The organism is Microbacterium sp. NPDC087591 (genome assembly GCF_044743625.1).
Classification (GTDB): domain Bacteria; phylum Actinomycetota; class Actinomycetes; order Actinomycetales; family Microbacteriaceae; genus Microbacterium.
Window position 1 is genome coordinate 684,865 of the sequence record NZ_JBIUWU010000001.1, and the last position, 15,253, is coordinate 700,117.

The 15,253-nt window shown below is 67.8% G+C and carries 17 protein-coding genes; 6 read left to right on the forward strand and 11 right to left on the reverse strand.

The window, feature by feature from the left end:
* Positions 1-4 precede the first annotated feature (4 nt).
* The gene (locus tag ACIOVG_RS03140; protein WP_400868951.1) at positions 5-448 is read right to left on the reverse strand and encodes a GtrA family protein; all 444 of its coding nucleotides are present in this window, start codon (positions 446-448) and stop codon (positions 5-7) included.
* Between the two features lie 60 nt (positions 449-508).
* On the opposite strand from ACIOVG_RS03140, the gene ACIOVG_RS03145 reads away from it, so the two are divergent.
* Positions 509-1,294: a glycosyltransferase family 2 protein gene (locus ACIOVG_RS03145; protein WP_400868953.1), complete on the forward strand. Its 786-nt coding sequence runs from the start codon at positions 509-511 to the stop codon at positions 1,292-1,294.
* Positions 1,291-2,736 carry a hypothetical protein gene (locus ACIOVG_RS03150; protein WP_400868955.1) on the forward strand — a complete coding sequence of 482 codons (1,446 nt, stop codon included), beginning with the start codon at positions 1,291-1,293 and terminating at the stop codon, positions 2,734-2,736. Before ACIOVG_RS03145 ends, ACIOVG_RS03150 begins: the two co-directional genes overlap by 4 nt.
* 76 nt (positions 2,737-2,812) lie before the next feature.
* Here the strand turns inward: ACIOVG_RS03150 and glmM are convergent, their stop codons facing one another.
* From glmM to rplM, 3 genes are read right to left on the reverse strand one after another with little or no spacing between them, the layout of a single operon-like run.
* On the reverse strand, positions 2,813-4,171 hold the full coding sequence (gene glmM, locus ACIOVG_RS03155) for a phosphoglucosamine mutase (protein ID WP_400868957.1): 1,359 nt from the start codon (positions 4,169-4,171) through the stop codon (positions 2,813-2,815).
* A gap of 14 nt (positions 4,172-4,185) precedes the next feature.
* Positions 4,186-4,668 carry a 30S ribosomal protein S9 gene (gene rpsI, locus ACIOVG_RS03160; protein WP_400868959.1) on the reverse strand — a complete coding sequence of 161 codons (483 nt, stop codon included), beginning with the start codon at positions 4,666-4,668 and terminating at the stop codon, positions 4,186-4,188.
* A gap of 27 nt (positions 4,669-4,695) precedes the next feature.
* Positions 4,696-5,142: a 50S ribosomal protein L13 gene (gene rplM, locus ACIOVG_RS03165; RefSeq protein WP_047520838.1), complete on the reverse strand. Its 447-nt coding sequence runs from the start codon at positions 5,140-5,142 to the stop codon at positions 4,696-4,698.
* 474 nt (positions 5,143-5,616) lie between these two features.
* On the opposite strand from rplM, the gene ACIOVG_RS03170 reads away from it, so the two are divergent.
* Positions 5,617-6,630, forward strand: a complete 1,014-nt coding sequence (locus ACIOVG_RS03170; RefSeq protein ID WP_400868962.1) for a hypothetical protein — start codon at positions 5,617-5,619, stop codon at positions 6,628-6,630.
* Between the two features lie 349 nt (positions 6,631-6,979).
* Here the strand turns inward: ACIOVG_RS03170 and ACIOVG_RS03175 are convergent, their stop codons facing one another.
* The 4 genes from ACIOVG_RS03175 to ACIOVG_RS03190 all read right to left on the reverse strand — a co-directional run bounded on the left by ACIOVG_RS03175 (position 6,980) and on the right by ACIOVG_RS03190 (position 10,411).
* Positions 6,980-7,648: an endonuclease/exonuclease/phosphatase family protein gene (locus ACIOVG_RS03175; protein WP_400868964.1), complete on the reverse strand. Its 669-nt coding sequence runs from the start codon at positions 7,646-7,648 to the stop codon at positions 6,980-6,982.
* Between the two features lie 83 nt (positions 7,649-7,731).
* Positions 7,732-8,409, reverse strand: coding sequence for a methionine ABC transporter permease (locus ACIOVG_RS03180; protein WP_400868966.1), 678 nt, complete (start codon positions 8,407-8,409; stop codon positions 7,732-7,734).
* Positions 8,406-9,464, reverse strand: a complete 1,059-nt coding sequence (locus tag ACIOVG_RS03185) for a methionine ABC transporter ATP-binding protein (protein WP_400868968.1) — start codon at positions 9,462-9,464, stop codon at positions 8,406-8,408. The genes ACIOVG_RS03180 and ACIOVG_RS03185 overlap by 4 nt, the downstream gene beginning before the upstream one ends.
* Before the next feature lie 20 nt (positions 9,465-9,484).
* Positions 9,485-10,411 (reverse strand): MetQ/NlpA family ABC transporter substrate-binding protein, encoded by a 927-nt coding sequence (locus ACIOVG_RS03190; protein WP_400868970.1) that lies wholly within the window; start codon positions 10,409-10,411, stop codon positions 9,485-9,487.
* Positions 10,412-10,733: 322 nt separating this feature from the next.
* Here ACIOVG_RS03190 and ACIOVG_RS03195 point away from each other — a divergent pair, with 322 nt between their 5' ends.
* From ACIOVG_RS03195 to ACIOVG_RS03205, 3 genes are all read left to right on the forward strand, one after another.
* A complete protein-coding gene (locus ACIOVG_RS03195; protein WP_028501988.1) occupies positions 10,734-11,021 on the forward strand; it encodes a WXG100 family type VII secretion target in 288 nt (95 codons plus the stop codon).
* Positions 11,022-11,233: 212 nt separating this feature from the next.
* Positions 11,234-11,791, forward strand: a complete 558-nt coding sequence (locus ACIOVG_RS03200) for a hypothetical protein (protein WP_400868972.1) — start codon at positions 11,234-11,236, stop codon at positions 11,789-11,791.
* Between the two features lie 89 nt (positions 11,792-11,880).
* The gene (locus ACIOVG_RS03205; protein WP_400868974.1) at positions 11,881-12,063 is read left to right on the forward strand and encodes a hypothetical protein; all 183 of its coding nucleotides are present in this window, start codon (positions 11,881-11,883) and stop codon (positions 12,061-12,063) included.
* A 22-nt stretch (positions 12,064-12,085) separates the two neighbouring features.
* On the opposite strand, the gene truA is transcribed toward ACIOVG_RS03205, so the two are convergent.
* The 3 genes from truA to ACIOVG_RS03220 form a co-directional block, all read right to left on the reverse strand.
* Complete coding sequence (truA, locus tag ACIOVG_RS03210; protein ID WP_400868976.1) at positions 12,086-12,928, reverse strand: tRNA pseudouridine(38-40) synthase TruA; 843 nt, start codon at positions 12,926-12,928, stop codon at positions 12,086-12,088.
* Between the two features lie 30 nt (positions 12,929-12,958).
* Complete coding sequence (locus ACIOVG_RS03215) at positions 12,959-14,497, reverse strand: APC family permease (RefSeq protein ID WP_400868978.1); 1,539 nt, start codon at positions 14,495-14,497, stop codon at positions 12,959-12,961.
* 70 nt (positions 14,498-14,567) lie between these two features.
* Positions 14,568-15,215, reverse strand: a complete 648-nt coding sequence (locus tag ACIOVG_RS03220) for a hypothetical protein (protein WP_400868980.1) — start codon at positions 15,213-15,215, stop codon at positions 14,568-14,570.
* Positions 15,216-15,253 lie beyond the last annotated feature (38 nt).

A 15,253-nucleotide genomic window follows, 5' to 3' on the forward strand; every position in this document is an offset into this window, starting at 1 on the left:
GGTGTCAGCGCTGCGCGGGAGAGCGGAAGACGATCGAGTGGTAGAGCGCGAAGCGCAGCACCACGACGATCACGATGCTCACGAGATTGACCGCGTTGACGGCGATGGCTCCGGGCGTCCGACCGAGGATGCCGGCCGCCATCTCGACGCCCAACCAGACCAGCCCGGCGCCGATCGCGGTGCACAGCGCGTTCGTGAGGAGGAAGAGCAGCAGCTCGTTCATGCGTCCGCGCCGGTCGCGGTGGCGGAAGGTCCATTCGCGATTGCCGAAGTAGGCGTTGACCAGCGCGACCAGCGACGCGACGACCTTCGCGGCGACGACATCCCAACCCCACACGAAGACGAGCAGGTTGAAGACGCCGATCTCGATCAGGGTGCTCAGTCCCCCGACGATGAGGAAGCGGCTGCCCAGGCTGGCGAGTCGCCGCAATCGGGAGGTGGGTTTCATGGCTCGACTAGGCTACTTGGTGCGCGCGCCCTCTCCGAACGCGGCCGCTCGGAGGATCCCGTGACCATCGCCCATCTCGCCATCGTCATGCCCGCCTACAACGAGGCGGAAGGCATCGGCGGATTCGTCGACGAGATCAGGGACGCGGTCGCGCCAATGGTGGGACGCGTCACCTTCCACGTCGCGGATGACCGGTCGACGGACGGCACGGCCGCGGCCTTCGACGGTGTTCAGGACGTTCGGGTCGAAGTGCAGCCGATGAACCGCGGTCATGGTCCCACCGCCCTCGCCGCGTATCGCTCCGGACTGGCAGCCGAGCCGGACGCGATCGTGCATGTCGACGGCGACGGCCAGTTCCTCGGCGAGGACTTCCCGCGTCTCCTCTCCGCATTGGTGACCCAGCAGGCAGACGTCGTGCACGGGATCCGCGACGGGAGAACCGACCCGTGGTACCGCCGCGTGCTCACCGCCGCGGTCGGTGTGCTGGTGGCCGGCGCTGCCGGACGTCGGATCCCGGACGTCAACACCCCGCTGCGCGCCTACCGCCCCGAGGCTCTGCGCATTCTGCTCGACGCGGTCCCCGCCGACGCCTCGGTCCCCCACGTGCACTTCTCGCTCGCCGAAGCCCGCGCCGGCTTCACGGTCCGCTACCTCCGAGTGGCGAGCATCCCGCGGCGCGGAGAATCGACCACCGGAACCATGTGGGGTCGCGGAGCGGGCATCGCCCTTCCCCCCAAACGGCTCCGCCAGTTCGCGCGCTCGGCGCTCGGCGAGGTCTGGACACTGTCGCTGCGCCCCTCTGCCCCGTTACGCGAGCTGCGCCGTGTGGAGCCCGTCGGCCGATGAACCGGGCACGCACCGTCCTCTTCTGGGTGCTGGCGGCCGCCCTGTTGATCGGCCATGTCATCGTGGCCTGGCACAGTCTGGTCGTGTGGCGCTTCTGGGAGGACGAGGCGTTCAACCTCACCGTGCCCAGAAACCTCCTGGCAGGGCTCGGCTACTCCAGCGACGGTGCGCTCTCCGGTTCCACGATCACTCCGTTCGACCCGCGTATCTCCACCGGGCCCGTCGTGCTGCTGCCCGTCGCCGCAATGCTCGCCACGGGCATCGACATGGTGATCGGTGCGCGGCTCATCCCGCTCGCCTACTGGATCCTGCTGCTGGCCGGGCTGGCCGTCATCGGTCGGCGTATCGGAGGCCGCTGGGCCGCGCTCCTCGCCGTCGCCGTCCCCCTGGCGTTCACGACCTCGGCGGGAGTCTCGCCGATCCAGGGGCCGGCCGACCTGCTCGGGGAGATCCCGGCGGCCGCGCTGCTGGTCTGGGCTCTGATCGTGCTGCCCCGTCGCGCGTGGCTGTCCGGGCTCCTCGTGGGCCTCGCCGTGCAGGCCAAGCTCATCGCACTGCTGGCGCTTCCGGCCTTCGCGCTCGCCCTGTGGATGCTCGCCGACGGCCACGGCGTCGCGCGGCTGCGTGACCTTCTGCGCCGGTCCTGGCGTCCGCTCCTGCTCGTCGCCGTGCCCACGCTGCTCGTCGAGCTGTCCGCGCTCGTCTCGCTCGGACCTGCCGGGTTCCTGCAGCACCTGCGCGCGCTGGCCGGGTTCGTGCGCAGCGGCGGCCAGGGCGCCGCCACGACGATCTCCGAGAAGCTGGTCACCCTGAGCGGCTCCTGGTCGCTTCCCGGCTTCATCGTGGCCTCGGCGGCTGTCATCCTCGTCGTTCTGATCGCATGCGGGTGGCGTGCCGCGCATCGCTCCCTCGCGGCCGGCGACCGACTGGTGCGCGCTTACACTGCTGCCGCGCTGCTGGGCGCCGTCACCTTCCTCGCCTGGTGGATCACGGCGTCGCATCTGCCCCTGTGGGTGCGCCACCCCGCCCCGGGCATCTTCGCCTTCGTACCGATCCTCGCGGCGGTCGCGGTGTGGTCGGCGCAACGCCTCTCCGCGCCGTCCGCGCGCCGCACCGCGCTCGCGTTCGCCACGCTGCTCGGAGCCGTCGTCGCGACGGGAGCGGCGCTCCACGTGATCGACAGCTTCACTCCGCGGCCGCTGACTCTGGCCGACCAGCGGTCCGCCGTGGCACCGATCGCCGCGTGGGTCGACGACACCGGCACGGAGTGGCTGGCCGCTGAACCCTGGGGAGTGGCCATCGCGCCGATCGTCCTGAGCGGTGCGCACGTGGGCCTCTTCGATGCTCCGGCGATGACCGACGTGCCACGACTGACGAGTTTCGACTGCACGACCGAGGTTCTGCTCGACGCGGGTCCCTACCGCATCTGCGCCGCACCCTGAACGCGGGGTACACGACGGAGGGAGCCGGCCACCTGCCCCGGAGGGCGGGTGGCCGGCTCTCGTCGTTCACGGCGGGTCAGAGCGCGAGTCGCTCCCGCACGACCGTGGCGAGGCTCTCGGCGTAACTCTGCACCGACTCCGCATCCGCGGCTTCTACCATGACCCGGACGAGGGGTTCTGTTCCCGACTTGCGCAGGAGCACACGGCCGGTATCGCCGAGCTCCTCCTCGACCTTGCGGACGGCGGCCTGCACGACCTCGTCGGCGGTGACCCGTTCCTTGTCGACGTCGCGCACGTTGATGAGCACCTGCGGGTACACGGTCATGACCGCGGCCAGCTCGGCGATCGTCTTCTTCTGACGGGCCATCTCCGCGACCAGGTGGAGTCCGGTGAGAAGGCCGTCGCCGGTCGTCGCGAATTCGCTCATGATGACGTGGCCGGACTGCTCACCTCCCAGGGCATAGCCGCCGCGGTTCATGTCCTCGAGCACGTAGCGGTCGCCCACAGCGGTCTGGCGGACGGTGATGCCGTGCTCGCGCATCGCGACGTGCAGACCGAGGTTGCTCATGACGGTCGCCACGAGCGTGTCATCGGTGAGGTGTCCGCGCTGCTTCATCGCGACGGCGAGGATCGCCATGATCTGATCGCCATCGATGTGGGAGCCCTGCGCGTCGACCGCGAGGCAGCGGTCGGCGTCGCCGTCGTGAGCGATGCCGATGTCGGCACCGAGACGCACGACGGCCTCCGCGAGGTTGTCGAGGTGGGTCGAACCGACGCCGTCGTTGATGTTGAGGCCGTCCGGGTCGGCGCCGATCACCGTCACCTCGGCACCGGCGTCGCGGAACGTCTCAGGAGAGACCCCGGAGGCGGCGCCGTGCGCGCAGTCCAGCACGACGTGGATGCCCTCGAGACGGTTCGGGAGCGAGCCGAGCAGGTGCACGACGTAGCGGTCCTCCGCGTCGGCGAAGCGGTCGATGCGTCCGACGCCGGCCCCGGTGGGGCGCAGCATCTCTCCGGACATCGCTTCTTCGATGCGCAGTTCGACCTCGTCGGGGAGCTTCACGCCTCCCCGGGCGAAGATCTTGATTCCGTTGTCGGGTGCGGCGTTGTGCGACGCCGAGATCATGACACCGAAGTCGGCATCGCGATCAGCGACGAGGAAGGCCAGCGCGGGCGTGGGGATGACCCCGGCCTCGAGCACATCGACGCCCGATGAGGCGAGTCCCGCCGAGACAGCGGCGGTCAAGAAGTGTCCGGAGACCCGCGGGTCCCGGGCGACCACTGCGGTGAGTCGCTTGCCTTCGGCTTTGCGAGCCTCCGCAGTACGGCCCTGGCCCAGGACGACAGCAGTCGCCTGGGCCAGGGTGAGCGCCAAGTCGGCGGTGAGGATGCCATTGGCAAGTCCCCGCACGCCGTCCGTGCCAAAGATCGGCATCGGAACAGTGGGCCTTAACGCTTCGAGTACTGAGGCGCCTTGCGGGCCTTCTTGAGTCCGGCCTTCTTGCGCTCCTTGACGCGAGCGTCGCGCGAGAGGAAGCCGGCCTTCTTCAGGGTCGGACGGTTGTTCTCCTCGTCGATGCCGTTCAGCGAACGGGCGATGCCGAGGCGAAGCGCACCGGCCTGGCCCGAGGGGCCACCACCGGAGATGCGCGCGATGACGTCGTATGCACCGGCGAGGTTCAGCACGGTGAACGGGTCGTTGATCAGCTGCTGGTGCAGCTTGTTCGGGAAGTAGTCCTCGATCGTACGGCCGTTGACCGTGATCGTGCCGGAGCCGGGGACGATGCGCACGCGGGCGATGGCCTGCTTGCGACGGCCGACTGCGGCGCCCGGGACGCTGAGCACGGGGCGGGGAGCCGCCTCGACCGCGTCGGTCTCGGGAGTCGAGGTCGAGTAGTTCTGAGCTTCGGTGGTGTCCTGGATGTCAGCCACGAGTATGTCCTTAAGTCTTTACGGCGCTTACTGGGCGACCTGGTCGAGGGTGTACGGCGTCGGCTGCTGCGCGGCGTGCGGGTGCTCGGCACCGACGTACACCTTGAGCTTCGACAGCTGCTGGCGGCCGATGCTGTTCTTGGGGAGCATGCCACGGATGGCCTTCTCCACAGCGCGGACCGGGTTCTTCTCGAGGAGCTCGGCGTAGGTGACCGACTTCAGGCCGCCCGGGTAACCGGAGTGGCGGTAGGCCAGCTTCTTCTGGAGCTTCTGACCCGTGAGCGCCACCTTCTCGGCGTTCACGATGATGACGAAGTCACCCGAGTCGATGTGGTTGGCGAAGGTGGGCTTGTGCTTGCCACGCAGGAGCGTAGCGGCGTGCGAAGCCAGTCGGCCGAGAACGACGTCGGTGGCGTCGATGACGACCCAGTCACGCTGGACCTCGCCGGCCTTCGGGGTGTAAGTGCGCGTCACGATAGTGCTGCTTTCTTGTGTCGAACGGAGAAGTTCGTGAATCCCACTCCGGGGTGGTTCTTCCTCGCGATCTCATCGGGAGGGGAACACGCCAGTGGAGGGCTCACGTTCGGATGGCCGCCGTTCTCCGAGCACGGGGAACGGCACCAAAGAGACAGCATACGCCACCCGGGCGTGTTACCTCAAACCGGGCGCTGCGCTCAGTCGGCCCGACGCTGAAGCCAGACGTCGCACATGGTCGCTTCGTCCCACATTCTCCGGCACTTCGCGACCTCTCCCTTCCCACAGCGGGCGCGAAGTGCCGCCATCCGGACGCGGAGGCGACCGGATGCGACCTGTGCGGCCGAAGCATCGTCGCACCGCCCCTCAGGACTCGCCCTCCACGATCGCCACCGTGGATGACCTGCACCCACCCTGCGCGCATGGGACGTGATCTGCGGGCTCGAGCGACACAAGCTGCGGGATGCTGGCCGGATGCCCCGCACGCCGCACCCACTTCCCCCGGGACTCGGCATGCACTTCTCGGTCGCGCAGGCCACCGAAGCCGGGGCCACTCCGCGCCGGTTGAGGGCGAAGGACCTTTCTTCTCCGTTCCACGGCGCTCGTCGGGTGACCCAGGTCGATGCGCACCAGGAAGAGGATGACAGCACGCCGTTCGCGCGGGACCGCAGAGTCCGAACCGCTGTGCACGAGGCCGCGCGCGCCTATGCGACAGTGATGCCGCCCGGCAGTTTCTTCTGCGGACGTACGGCCGCGGTGCTCGTCGGTGCGCCACTCCCGCATGGCGAGGTTCTCGAGGTCGCGGTACTCGCTCCGCGCCGAGCGCCGCGCGGGAAAGGCATCCGGGGGCGCACGGTCGCTCCGCACCTCGTCGAGGTGAGGCGCGAAGGCGGACTGCTCGTCTCCACCCCCGCCACGACCTGGGCGATGTTGGGCCGGGATCTCGACGAGCGGCAACTGATCGTCCTCGGGGATGCTCTCGTGAGAGTCCCTCGGGATCGGGCCGGCGACTCGCACCGCGAGCTGGCGCTCACCTCTCCGGCAGAGCTCCAGTCCGCGCTCGATCTCGGCCCGCGCCCCCGGGCCGGTCGCCGACTCGTTGCCGCGCTCGATCGGATTCGGGTGGGAAGCGCATCGCCCCTGGAGACCGAGTACCGGTTGGACGCCGAGAGCCAGGGCCTCCCCGACCCCGTGCTCGACATGCCGATCCTCGACGGTCGCGGTCGGCGCCTCGGCATCTCGGAGGTCGTGTATCCGCGGTTTCGCACCGTCGCCGAGATCGAGGGCGACCACCATCGCGTCTCGCAACAGCAGTGGGACCGCGACATCGCGAAGTACCGCTCCTACGCGGAAGCAGGATGGCATGTCGTCCGTCTCACAGCTCGGAACATTCGCGGAAGCAGGCCGGATGCCGTGGCGCTCGTGCGCCGCGCGCTCCTCATGCGTGGCTGGGACGGCGCACCCCCACGAGATCTCCGAGCCTTCTGACGAACACGCGCCGCATCGCCGACTTCGCGCCGCACCGCGCTCCTCGGCGTGCCGCTTCAGTACGAGAGCCCCGTACTGACACCCGCCGCGCCGCCGTCATGGGGGCGACGCCACACCGAGATCGCACTGACACCTCAGGCTCGCGACCCCGCGCCTGCGCGACCCCCGCGGTGTCGCCGGCGCGGAGACGTCGCAACTGGTCGTATCCCGCCCCTGGAAGCAGCACGATGCGACCACCCTGCATCAGCACAGGTCGCGAATGGTCGCGTCAAGCCCTCTGATGCGACCATTCGCGACCACACGCTGCGCCTCGCGACCCCATGCCCCGCCAAGACAGCCACCTGGGCGACTAGTCCGGGTGCACCGTCACCAGGATCGGACGGTGATCGCTCGACCCCTGCGGCAGCGTGGTGATCGCGTCGACCTCGAATCCGACGGATGTCGCGAAGTCGTAGTGGCCGCGGAACACCCGGTAGCGCGTGTAGGTGTGGTCGTCGCTGAGCGTGAGGGCGTAGCCCTGGTTGCGCACGGCCTGGCCGAGATTCTCCTTGAAGACCGGGTAGTTGTAGTCCCCGACCATCAACTGCGGCAGTCCCTCGCCCAGCTCGGCGAGTGCAGACAGCGCCGCGCGGATCTGGTGACGCCGCAGCGAGTTGAGGGCCGTGAGCGGGGCGGCGTGGAAGGAAGCGACGATCAGCTCGCGCCCGTCGTCGATGTCGAGGAGCCGGGCACCGAGAACGCGCTCGTGGGCCGGCTTGAGCATGCGGTCGTGCAGCGACTTCTTCAGCTCGATCGCGCGGATCTTCTGCAGGTGGAACGTGCTGGTCCGGTAGTAGAGCGCGAGGCCGAGGCGGTTCCCCTGGGTCGCGTCCGCGAGCACCAGGTCGCCGATCCGGTTGGGCAGACCCTGCACATCGCACTCCTGCAGGCAGAGGATGTCGGGGTCGTGCTGGCCGACCAGCGCCACGAGCTCCGTGGCGGCTCGGTGCTTGCGCAGGTTGTAGGAGATGACCTTCATCGCCTCTCACGCTAGCCCGTCCGGCTTGGAGTCGGGTGGCAAACACGTATCCGGTCGATGAATGCTCCTCCCCCGCGCCGCCGCTATCGCCGCAGGACCCGCTGCGCGAGCCAGTTGCCGAAGATCTGACCGACCTGCACGATCACGATGATGATCGCCACGGTGACCCACGTGGCCTCCTGGTTGAACTGCTGGTAGCCGTAGATGATCGCGAAGTTGCCGAGGCCGCCGCCGCCGATGTACCCCGCCATCGCCGACATGTCGACCACCGCGATGAACATGAACGTGTAGCCGAGGATCAGCGGGGCGAGCGCTTCGGGGATGACCAGCCCGAACAGGATCGCGAAACGCTTGGCCCCGATCGCCAGCGCGGCCTCGACGATGCCCGGATCGACCGCGACGAGGTTCTGTTCGACCACCCGGCCGATCACGACCGCGGCCATGATCGTCATCGGGACGATCGCTGCCTGCGTGCCGAGCGTCGTGCCGGCGATGGCCTTGGTGACCGGCCCCACCGCGGTGAGGAAGATGATGAACGGGATCGGCCGGATCACGTTGATCGCCAGGTTCATGACGGTGAAGACGACCCGGTTCGCGAACAGGTTCCCCGGTCGTGTGGCGTACAGGACGGCGCCGATGAGCAGCCCGGCGACGCCGCCGATCAGCAGCGTCACGACCACCATGTAGATGGTCTCCTGGATCGACTGCAGCAGCACGGGGGTCAGGCTTCCCCAGTCGGTCGCGGTGTGGATGATGGTCATGACGCCACCTCCGATCGCTGCTCGGAAGCTGCCGGGCCCGGTCGCAGGATCTGCGCTCTGGTGTGCTCCTGAAGCTCCGTGACGACGGCGGTGAGCACTCCCGCCTCCGCATGCACCCGGTAGGTGAGCGTGCCGAGCTGACGTCCACGGATGTCGGTGACACCGCCGAAGACGACGGTGTGCCGCACGCCGTGACGGTCGAAGACCTGGGCGACGTGCTCGCTCGTGAACTCGTTGACGTCGGCGCTGATGAGGTCTCCCCCGCCGACGAGCAGCGCGTCGAGGGTGTCACCGGCCGGCACGCCCTGTGTCACAGCCGCGACGAAGCGCTCGGTCAGCGCCGCACGCGGATGCGCGAACACGCGGTACGTGTCACCGCTGTCGACCACCTTGCCGCCGTCCATCACGATCACCTGGTTGCACAGCTCGTGCACCACGGAGATCTGGTGCGTGATGACCACGATGGTGATGCCGAGCGTGCGGTTGATCTCCTTCAGCAGCGCGAGCACCTCGCCGGTGGTCTGCGGATCGAGCGCGCTGGTGGCCTCATCCGCGAGCAACAGCTCGGGGTTCGCGGCGATCGCCCTGGCGATGCCGACCCGCTGCTTCTGCCCACCCGACAGCGCGCGCGGATAGCTGTGCGCCTTGTCGCCGATGCCGACGAAGTCGAGCAGCTCTGCGACCCGCGGGCCGATGTCCTGCTTCTTCCATCCGGCGACCTTGAGCGGATACGCGACGTTCCCGCGCACGGTGCGCGAGGTGAAGAGGTTGAACTGCTGGAAGATCATGCCGATCCGTCCGCGCAGACTCCGGAGGTCGTTGGCGGATGCCTTTCCGACGTCGACGCCCAGCACTTCCACGGTGCCGTCCGTCGGCTTCTCCAGCCCGTTCACCAGTCGGACCAGAGTGGACTTGCCCGCCCCCGAGTAGCCGATCACGCCGACGATGGAGCCGCGCTCCACCTGCAGATCGACCTCCTCGAGGGCGGAGACGGCGGACCCCCGCCGGGTGGCCGGAAACCCTTTGGAAACCCGGTTGAACGTGATGATCGTCATAGGTCCGCCGCCGTGCGAGGTCACTGCGTCGCGCGCAGCTGCTCTTCGAGGTCTGCCAGCTCGGCCTGCAGGTCCTCTGCGGTCCAGTCGGCCTTGAACTGCAGGTTCCCCTGGTTCAGCTCGGTCACCGACGCCTCGACCTCCGGGCTGTGGTACGCCTCGAGCAGCTTCGTCCAGCGGGGGTCGTCCTTCCGATCCTCCCGCACGACGAAGGCGTTGATGTACGGGGCGAGCTCCGGATCGTCCAGGTCTTCCTTGAAGATGATCAGGTCGTCGCCGAGGCCGCCCTTCTGCGCCTGCGTGTTGTTGACGATCGCTGCCTGGGCGCTGCCGTCCTTGTGCGCGGTGACGGTCTGGTTGGCGTCGACGGGAAGCACCTCGACCGTGCTCGACACGATGTCGTCCGGCGTCGAGAGGCTGTTGCCGCCGTCCTTCAGCTCCACGAGCCCCGCGCGCTGCAGGTTGAGCAGGGCGCGGGCGAGGTTGGTCGGATTGTTCGGAACCGCGACGGTCGCGCCCTCCGGGAGGTCTTCCACCGCGGAGTACTTCTCCGAGTAGATCGCGAGGGGGTAGACCGCGGTGGCGCCGATCGGCACCAGAGTTCCGCCGTTGTTCACGTTGAACTGCGACAGGAAGATCAGGTGCTGGAACAGGTTCACGTCGAGTTCGCCGTCCTGCACACCCTGGTTCAGCTGCACGCCGTCGCTGATGGTGCGCACCTCGAGCTCGATGCCCTCTTCAGCCAGCTTGTCCTTGAGGATCGTCCAGTGCGCCTCGGTGCCGTCATCCGCACCGAGCACGATCTTGCTGCTCTCGGTGGCGCCGCCGTCGCTTCCGGAGGCGGATTCGTCACCCCCCGAGCACGCCGCCATCGACAGGGTCAGCGCGCCCGCTGCCAGCAGGCCGATCACGGACAGGATCTTCTTCTTCACACGGGAATCAGTCACAACACGAGAGTGAAGCACGCCTGCTGGCGAGCGTCCGGCGCCGCGGTAACCCCGCGTAACGAGTGTCATGCTGCGTAACGCGACGGCGTCATCACGGCCGACCTGACTGCGGTGGCGGGGTGACGAACACCGTGGCACGAGTCGAGCGATCGGGGCAGGGCGTCCTCCGACGAGGCGTGCGACGCCGCGAACGTGTCCTCCCTCTCGCGCCGCCCCACTCGATGGGGAGTTGTCCCCATCGACGGTCTCGCCGGGTTGTCCGTAGGCTGGTCTCAGCCGGGCCGGAGGGGTCCGTTCCAAACGATTTTCGGAGGTGTGGACGATGGCCGATTTCGGTGCGTCTTATGCAGAGATGGAGCAGGTGGCGTCGTCGCTGTCGCAGGCTCGTGATGACATTCAGGGTCAGCTGGACACGCTGAAGGGTCAGGTCGACACCCTTCTGGGTGAGGACTTCAAGACGCAGCACGCGTCGGGCAAGTTCGGTGAGGGCTACACCGAGCTGACCACGGGTCTGAAGACCGCGGTCGACGGCATCAACGACATGTCCGAGTCGCTGCTCGGCATGATGCGCGCAATCCAGGACCTGGACCAGCAGCTCGCCGGCAGCTGACAACGCGGCAGCGTTTCGAGCGGGCGGGTCGGTGACATGCACCGCCCCGCCCGCTCTGCTCTGCCCGGGCTCCGGCCCATCATTCTGACCCTCACAGCGGAAGAACTCTGACCGTGAACGCCTCCGCGATGCTCGCGACACGCTGAAGACTGCGAAGGCCGACTAACGGCACCCCGGTCTACTGCTCTTTCGGCCGACCGTAGACTGACACCGTGCCGTTCTCGACACAGCCCATCTTCGGACTCAATCGCGGCTGGCTGCCCCTGCGACTCGGCGTCCTACGATTGATCGCCATCCTCGCTACGATCGCGACATTGGCGCAGTGGATCGTGCCTGTCGGCGCCCGCCTCATCCTCAACTGCGGTCGGGTCTATTACTCCAACGAGTGCTTGAGCTTCGGAGATTCTCTGCTGCCGTGGCCGGTGCTGAGCGTGCCCGCGTGGCTCACGATCACGACCGGGCTGATCGCGATCGGCTGCGCCTCCGCCTACCTGCTGCTCGGCGGGCTCGAGATCGCCGACGACATCGCCTACATGACGTTCGTGCCTCTGCTGGCCGGGTATATGACGATCTTCGTGGCCGCGTTCGAGAAGGACCCGACGGGGGCGCTCTGGACACCGGGCGCTGATGGCTACCCGATCGGCTGGCATTGGCTCGTCGCCCCGTTCAGTCTCGTGCTCATCGCCTCGGGGATCATCGCTGCCGTGCGCATGAGGCGTCTGCACGCGGAGCGTCGGAGACGGAGAGCACGGCGTGTCACTGAAGGATGAAATCCTCGGTCGCGTCGAGCCGACTCCGCGGGGCGACACGCTGCTCGTCCCGCCGGATTGAGGGCGGTTCGTCGCGGATGATACGGGCCGTGACGAACCCGCCGGCCCGCTGCGTCTCCATGATGCTGCGCGCCCAGCGCCGGGACGGCGAACGCACGCCGGTCGCCGACGGGATCGACGCGGCTCCGGTGCTCGGGCTCATCCTCGATGACATGATCTCGCTCGTCGGCGGCACGCCTCCCGCCGACGATCGCTCTTCTGTCCCGAGCTGAGGCCGGGCAACGGATCGACCCGCTACTCGCTGTCGCGGCGAGCGCGCGTCTGCTCTGCGCGCGCTGCGAGCAGGTCGTCGGCCGGGTAGCCGACTTCCATCAGGGTCAGACCGCGCGCGGCCAGCACCTTGAATGCGCTCGTCCGGGTCACCGCGTCTCGCAGCACCACGAGATCGGCGACATCGAGACGCCCCTCCCCGACAGCCACACAGCCGCCGACGAGCGCACGCACCATGCTGTGGCAGAAGGCATCCGCCTTGACCTCGGCGATCAGCACGCCGTCGGTGTCACGGTTCCAGCGGTAGTCGAGCAGGGTACGGATGGTGGTCGCCTCGTCACGCGGCTTGCAGTACGACGCGAAGTCGTGGAGTCCGATCAGGCTCTGCGCTGCGGCATCCATCGCCTGCTCGTCCAACCGCCCGCGCACCACGGTGGTGTCGTGGCGACGCAGCGGATCGAAGCCGGCGGACTGGTCAGCCAGGCGGTACCGGTACCGCCGCCACACGGCGGAGAAACGGGCATCGAACCCCTCGGGCGCCAGTGAGGACCGCGTCACCGTGACATCGGAGTACGCGCCCAGCACACCGCGCATGCGCCCGGCGATCGACCCGGCGGGGTCTTGGGGAGCACGCCCCTGACGAGCCTCGATGCGCGCCCACTGCCTGTCGTCCAGGTCGACATGCGCGACCTGGCCCAACGCGTGAACGCCGGCATCCGTGCGCCCGGCGACGACGAATCGGACGTCCGAGCCGACGATACGCGCCAGCGCTGCCTCGAGCGTGCCCTGCACGGTGCGGAGCGTCGGCTGTCGCGCCCACCCGCGGAAGTGGGTGCCGTCGTAAGCGATGTCGAGCCGGATGCGCACGACAGCAAGCTTAGGTCGACGGCACCCCGATCAGATTCCGCCGTCGATCGAGCGGATGAAGTCGCCGGGCTCGTCGGGCACCATCACCTCGGTGTCGCGGTTGAGGCTCTCGCCGCGGAAGAACCGCTTCGACCGCGGGAAGAGGTACCAGACGAACATCAGCACGAGGCCGAACGCGAGGGAGCCGATGCCGATCACGAAGGTGCCGCCGATGCCGAACAGCACCGTGTAGCCGTAGTCCACGTCCCACATGTCGATCGCGGACTGCACGAATGCCGCGGTGAGCATGAGTCCGCCCAGCAGCGGGAACAGCCCCTTGAAGAAGAATTCGCGCGGAGAGCGGAAGACATCGGCACGGAAGTACCAGACGCACGCGAAGCCCGTGATGGCGTAATAGAAGGCGATCGCGAGGCCGAGCGAGAGGATCGAGTCCTGCAGGATGTTGTCGCTGATCAGCGTCATCCCGACGTAGTAGACCGAGGCCACGACGCCCATCACGATGGTCGAGAACGACGGTGTCTTGTAGGTCGGGTGCACGTCCTTGAACTTCGCGGGAAGCGCGCGGTACACGCCCATCGCGAGCGTGCCGCGGGCGGTCGGCAGGATCGTGGTCTGCGTCGACGAGATCGCCGAGATGATCACCGCGACCACGAGCACCCAGCCGAACGGACCGAGCAGGCCGTCCTTGATCGCGAGGAAGAAGTCGTCGGCGTTGGCCTCGTTGCCCAGGCCCGTGCCGGTCTCGCCGAGACCCGCGTACATCATCGCCGCGATCGTGACCGTGACGTAGGTGAAGAGCAGGATGACGGTGGTCAGCAGCGCCGCGCGGCCGGGGATGCGCTTGGGGTCCTTGGTCTCCTCGTTCAGCGCCAGGCAGGTATCCCAGCCCCAGTAGATGAAGAGCGCGAGCAGGATGGCCTCGGTGAACCCCGACCAATCGGTGAAGGCGAACGGGTTCATCCAGTTCCAGTCGAACGCGGTCGCGCCGGGAGCGCTGCCGGAGAAGAACTGCCACAGTGCGGTCACCACGAAGATCGTGAGGGCGAGGTACTGGATCCCGAGCAGAATGTTCTGGATCCGTTCACCGATCTCCACGCCGCGCCAGCTGACCCAGGTCATCGCTGCGATGAAGGCGACGGCGAGCACGACGACACGCCAGTCGTTGTTCTCCAGATCCTGACCGATCAATGACCAGAAGTAGACGGAAGCGATCTGCGCCAGGTTCGCGAGCACGACCATTCCCGCGACGGCGACGCCCCATCCGCCCATCCAGCCCACCCACGGCCCGAAGGCCTTGGTGCCCCACGTGAAGGTGGTGCCGCAGTCGGGAACGGCGTTGTTGAGCTCTCGGTAGGCGAAGGCGATGAGCAGCATCGGCACGAAGGCGATGACGAAGGCGATCGGCGCCTGTGCACCGACGGCGATGACCACGAACCCGAGCGAGGCGACCAGCGAGTACACGGGAGCCGTGGAAGCCAGTCCGATGACGGTGGATCCCCAGAGCCCCAGTGTGCCGGCCGCCAGTCCTTTGCCGTCGGGTCGTTCCAGGTGGATTGGCGTTGTCGACATGGTGTGAACATAGGGCCGCGGGAGAGGCCCGGTCAAGGGTCAGCGCGTGCGTTCGCCGTGGTTCCCGGACCTACTCGCATGAGATGGTCGGATTCGACAGAGCGATGTCGTCGTTGGCTCCGAGCGCATCGCCGCGTGGCCGAGGCGGTATGAGGAAACGGTAGGTCAAAGTGATGGTCGTCGTCCCCGCGGGTACCAGGTAGTTGAAACCGATCGTCTGCGGTCCGAGGCTCGGAAGCAGATTGGTACGGGTATCGCCCTGCCACTGCACGACACCGTCGATGTTGATCTGCACCTGCTGGAACCGCGTGTTCGCGTTGTTCGCCCCGTTCCCCCACCGCCCTACCCCCTGCACAGCGAAGGTATAAGTTTCACCTGGCGTGACGGGGATGACGACATCGGTGATGACGTAGGCGAGGGGCGTGTTCGACGCGGGCGCGACAGCGACGCTGTCCTGCGTGGACACGAAGCCAGACACCCCGGACATCGCACGGAACCACCCGTTCGTTCCGTTCGCACCGCCGGGGTCGACCAGTCCCTGGCCTTGATTCACCCAACCACCCCAGTCCCCTTCCGTGATGACCGGGCACACGGGGATCACGCTTGCGGCCTGAAGGGGTGATGCGATCACGGTTGCGATGAGAGGAAGCGCCCACGCCGCTCCCACGACCACCTGTCGACGATCAGGCGATCTCGGCTCGTCGGATGAACGGTCCATCAGGCTCCTTGCCAGTGGTGGAGCGGCCGCCCGCGAGG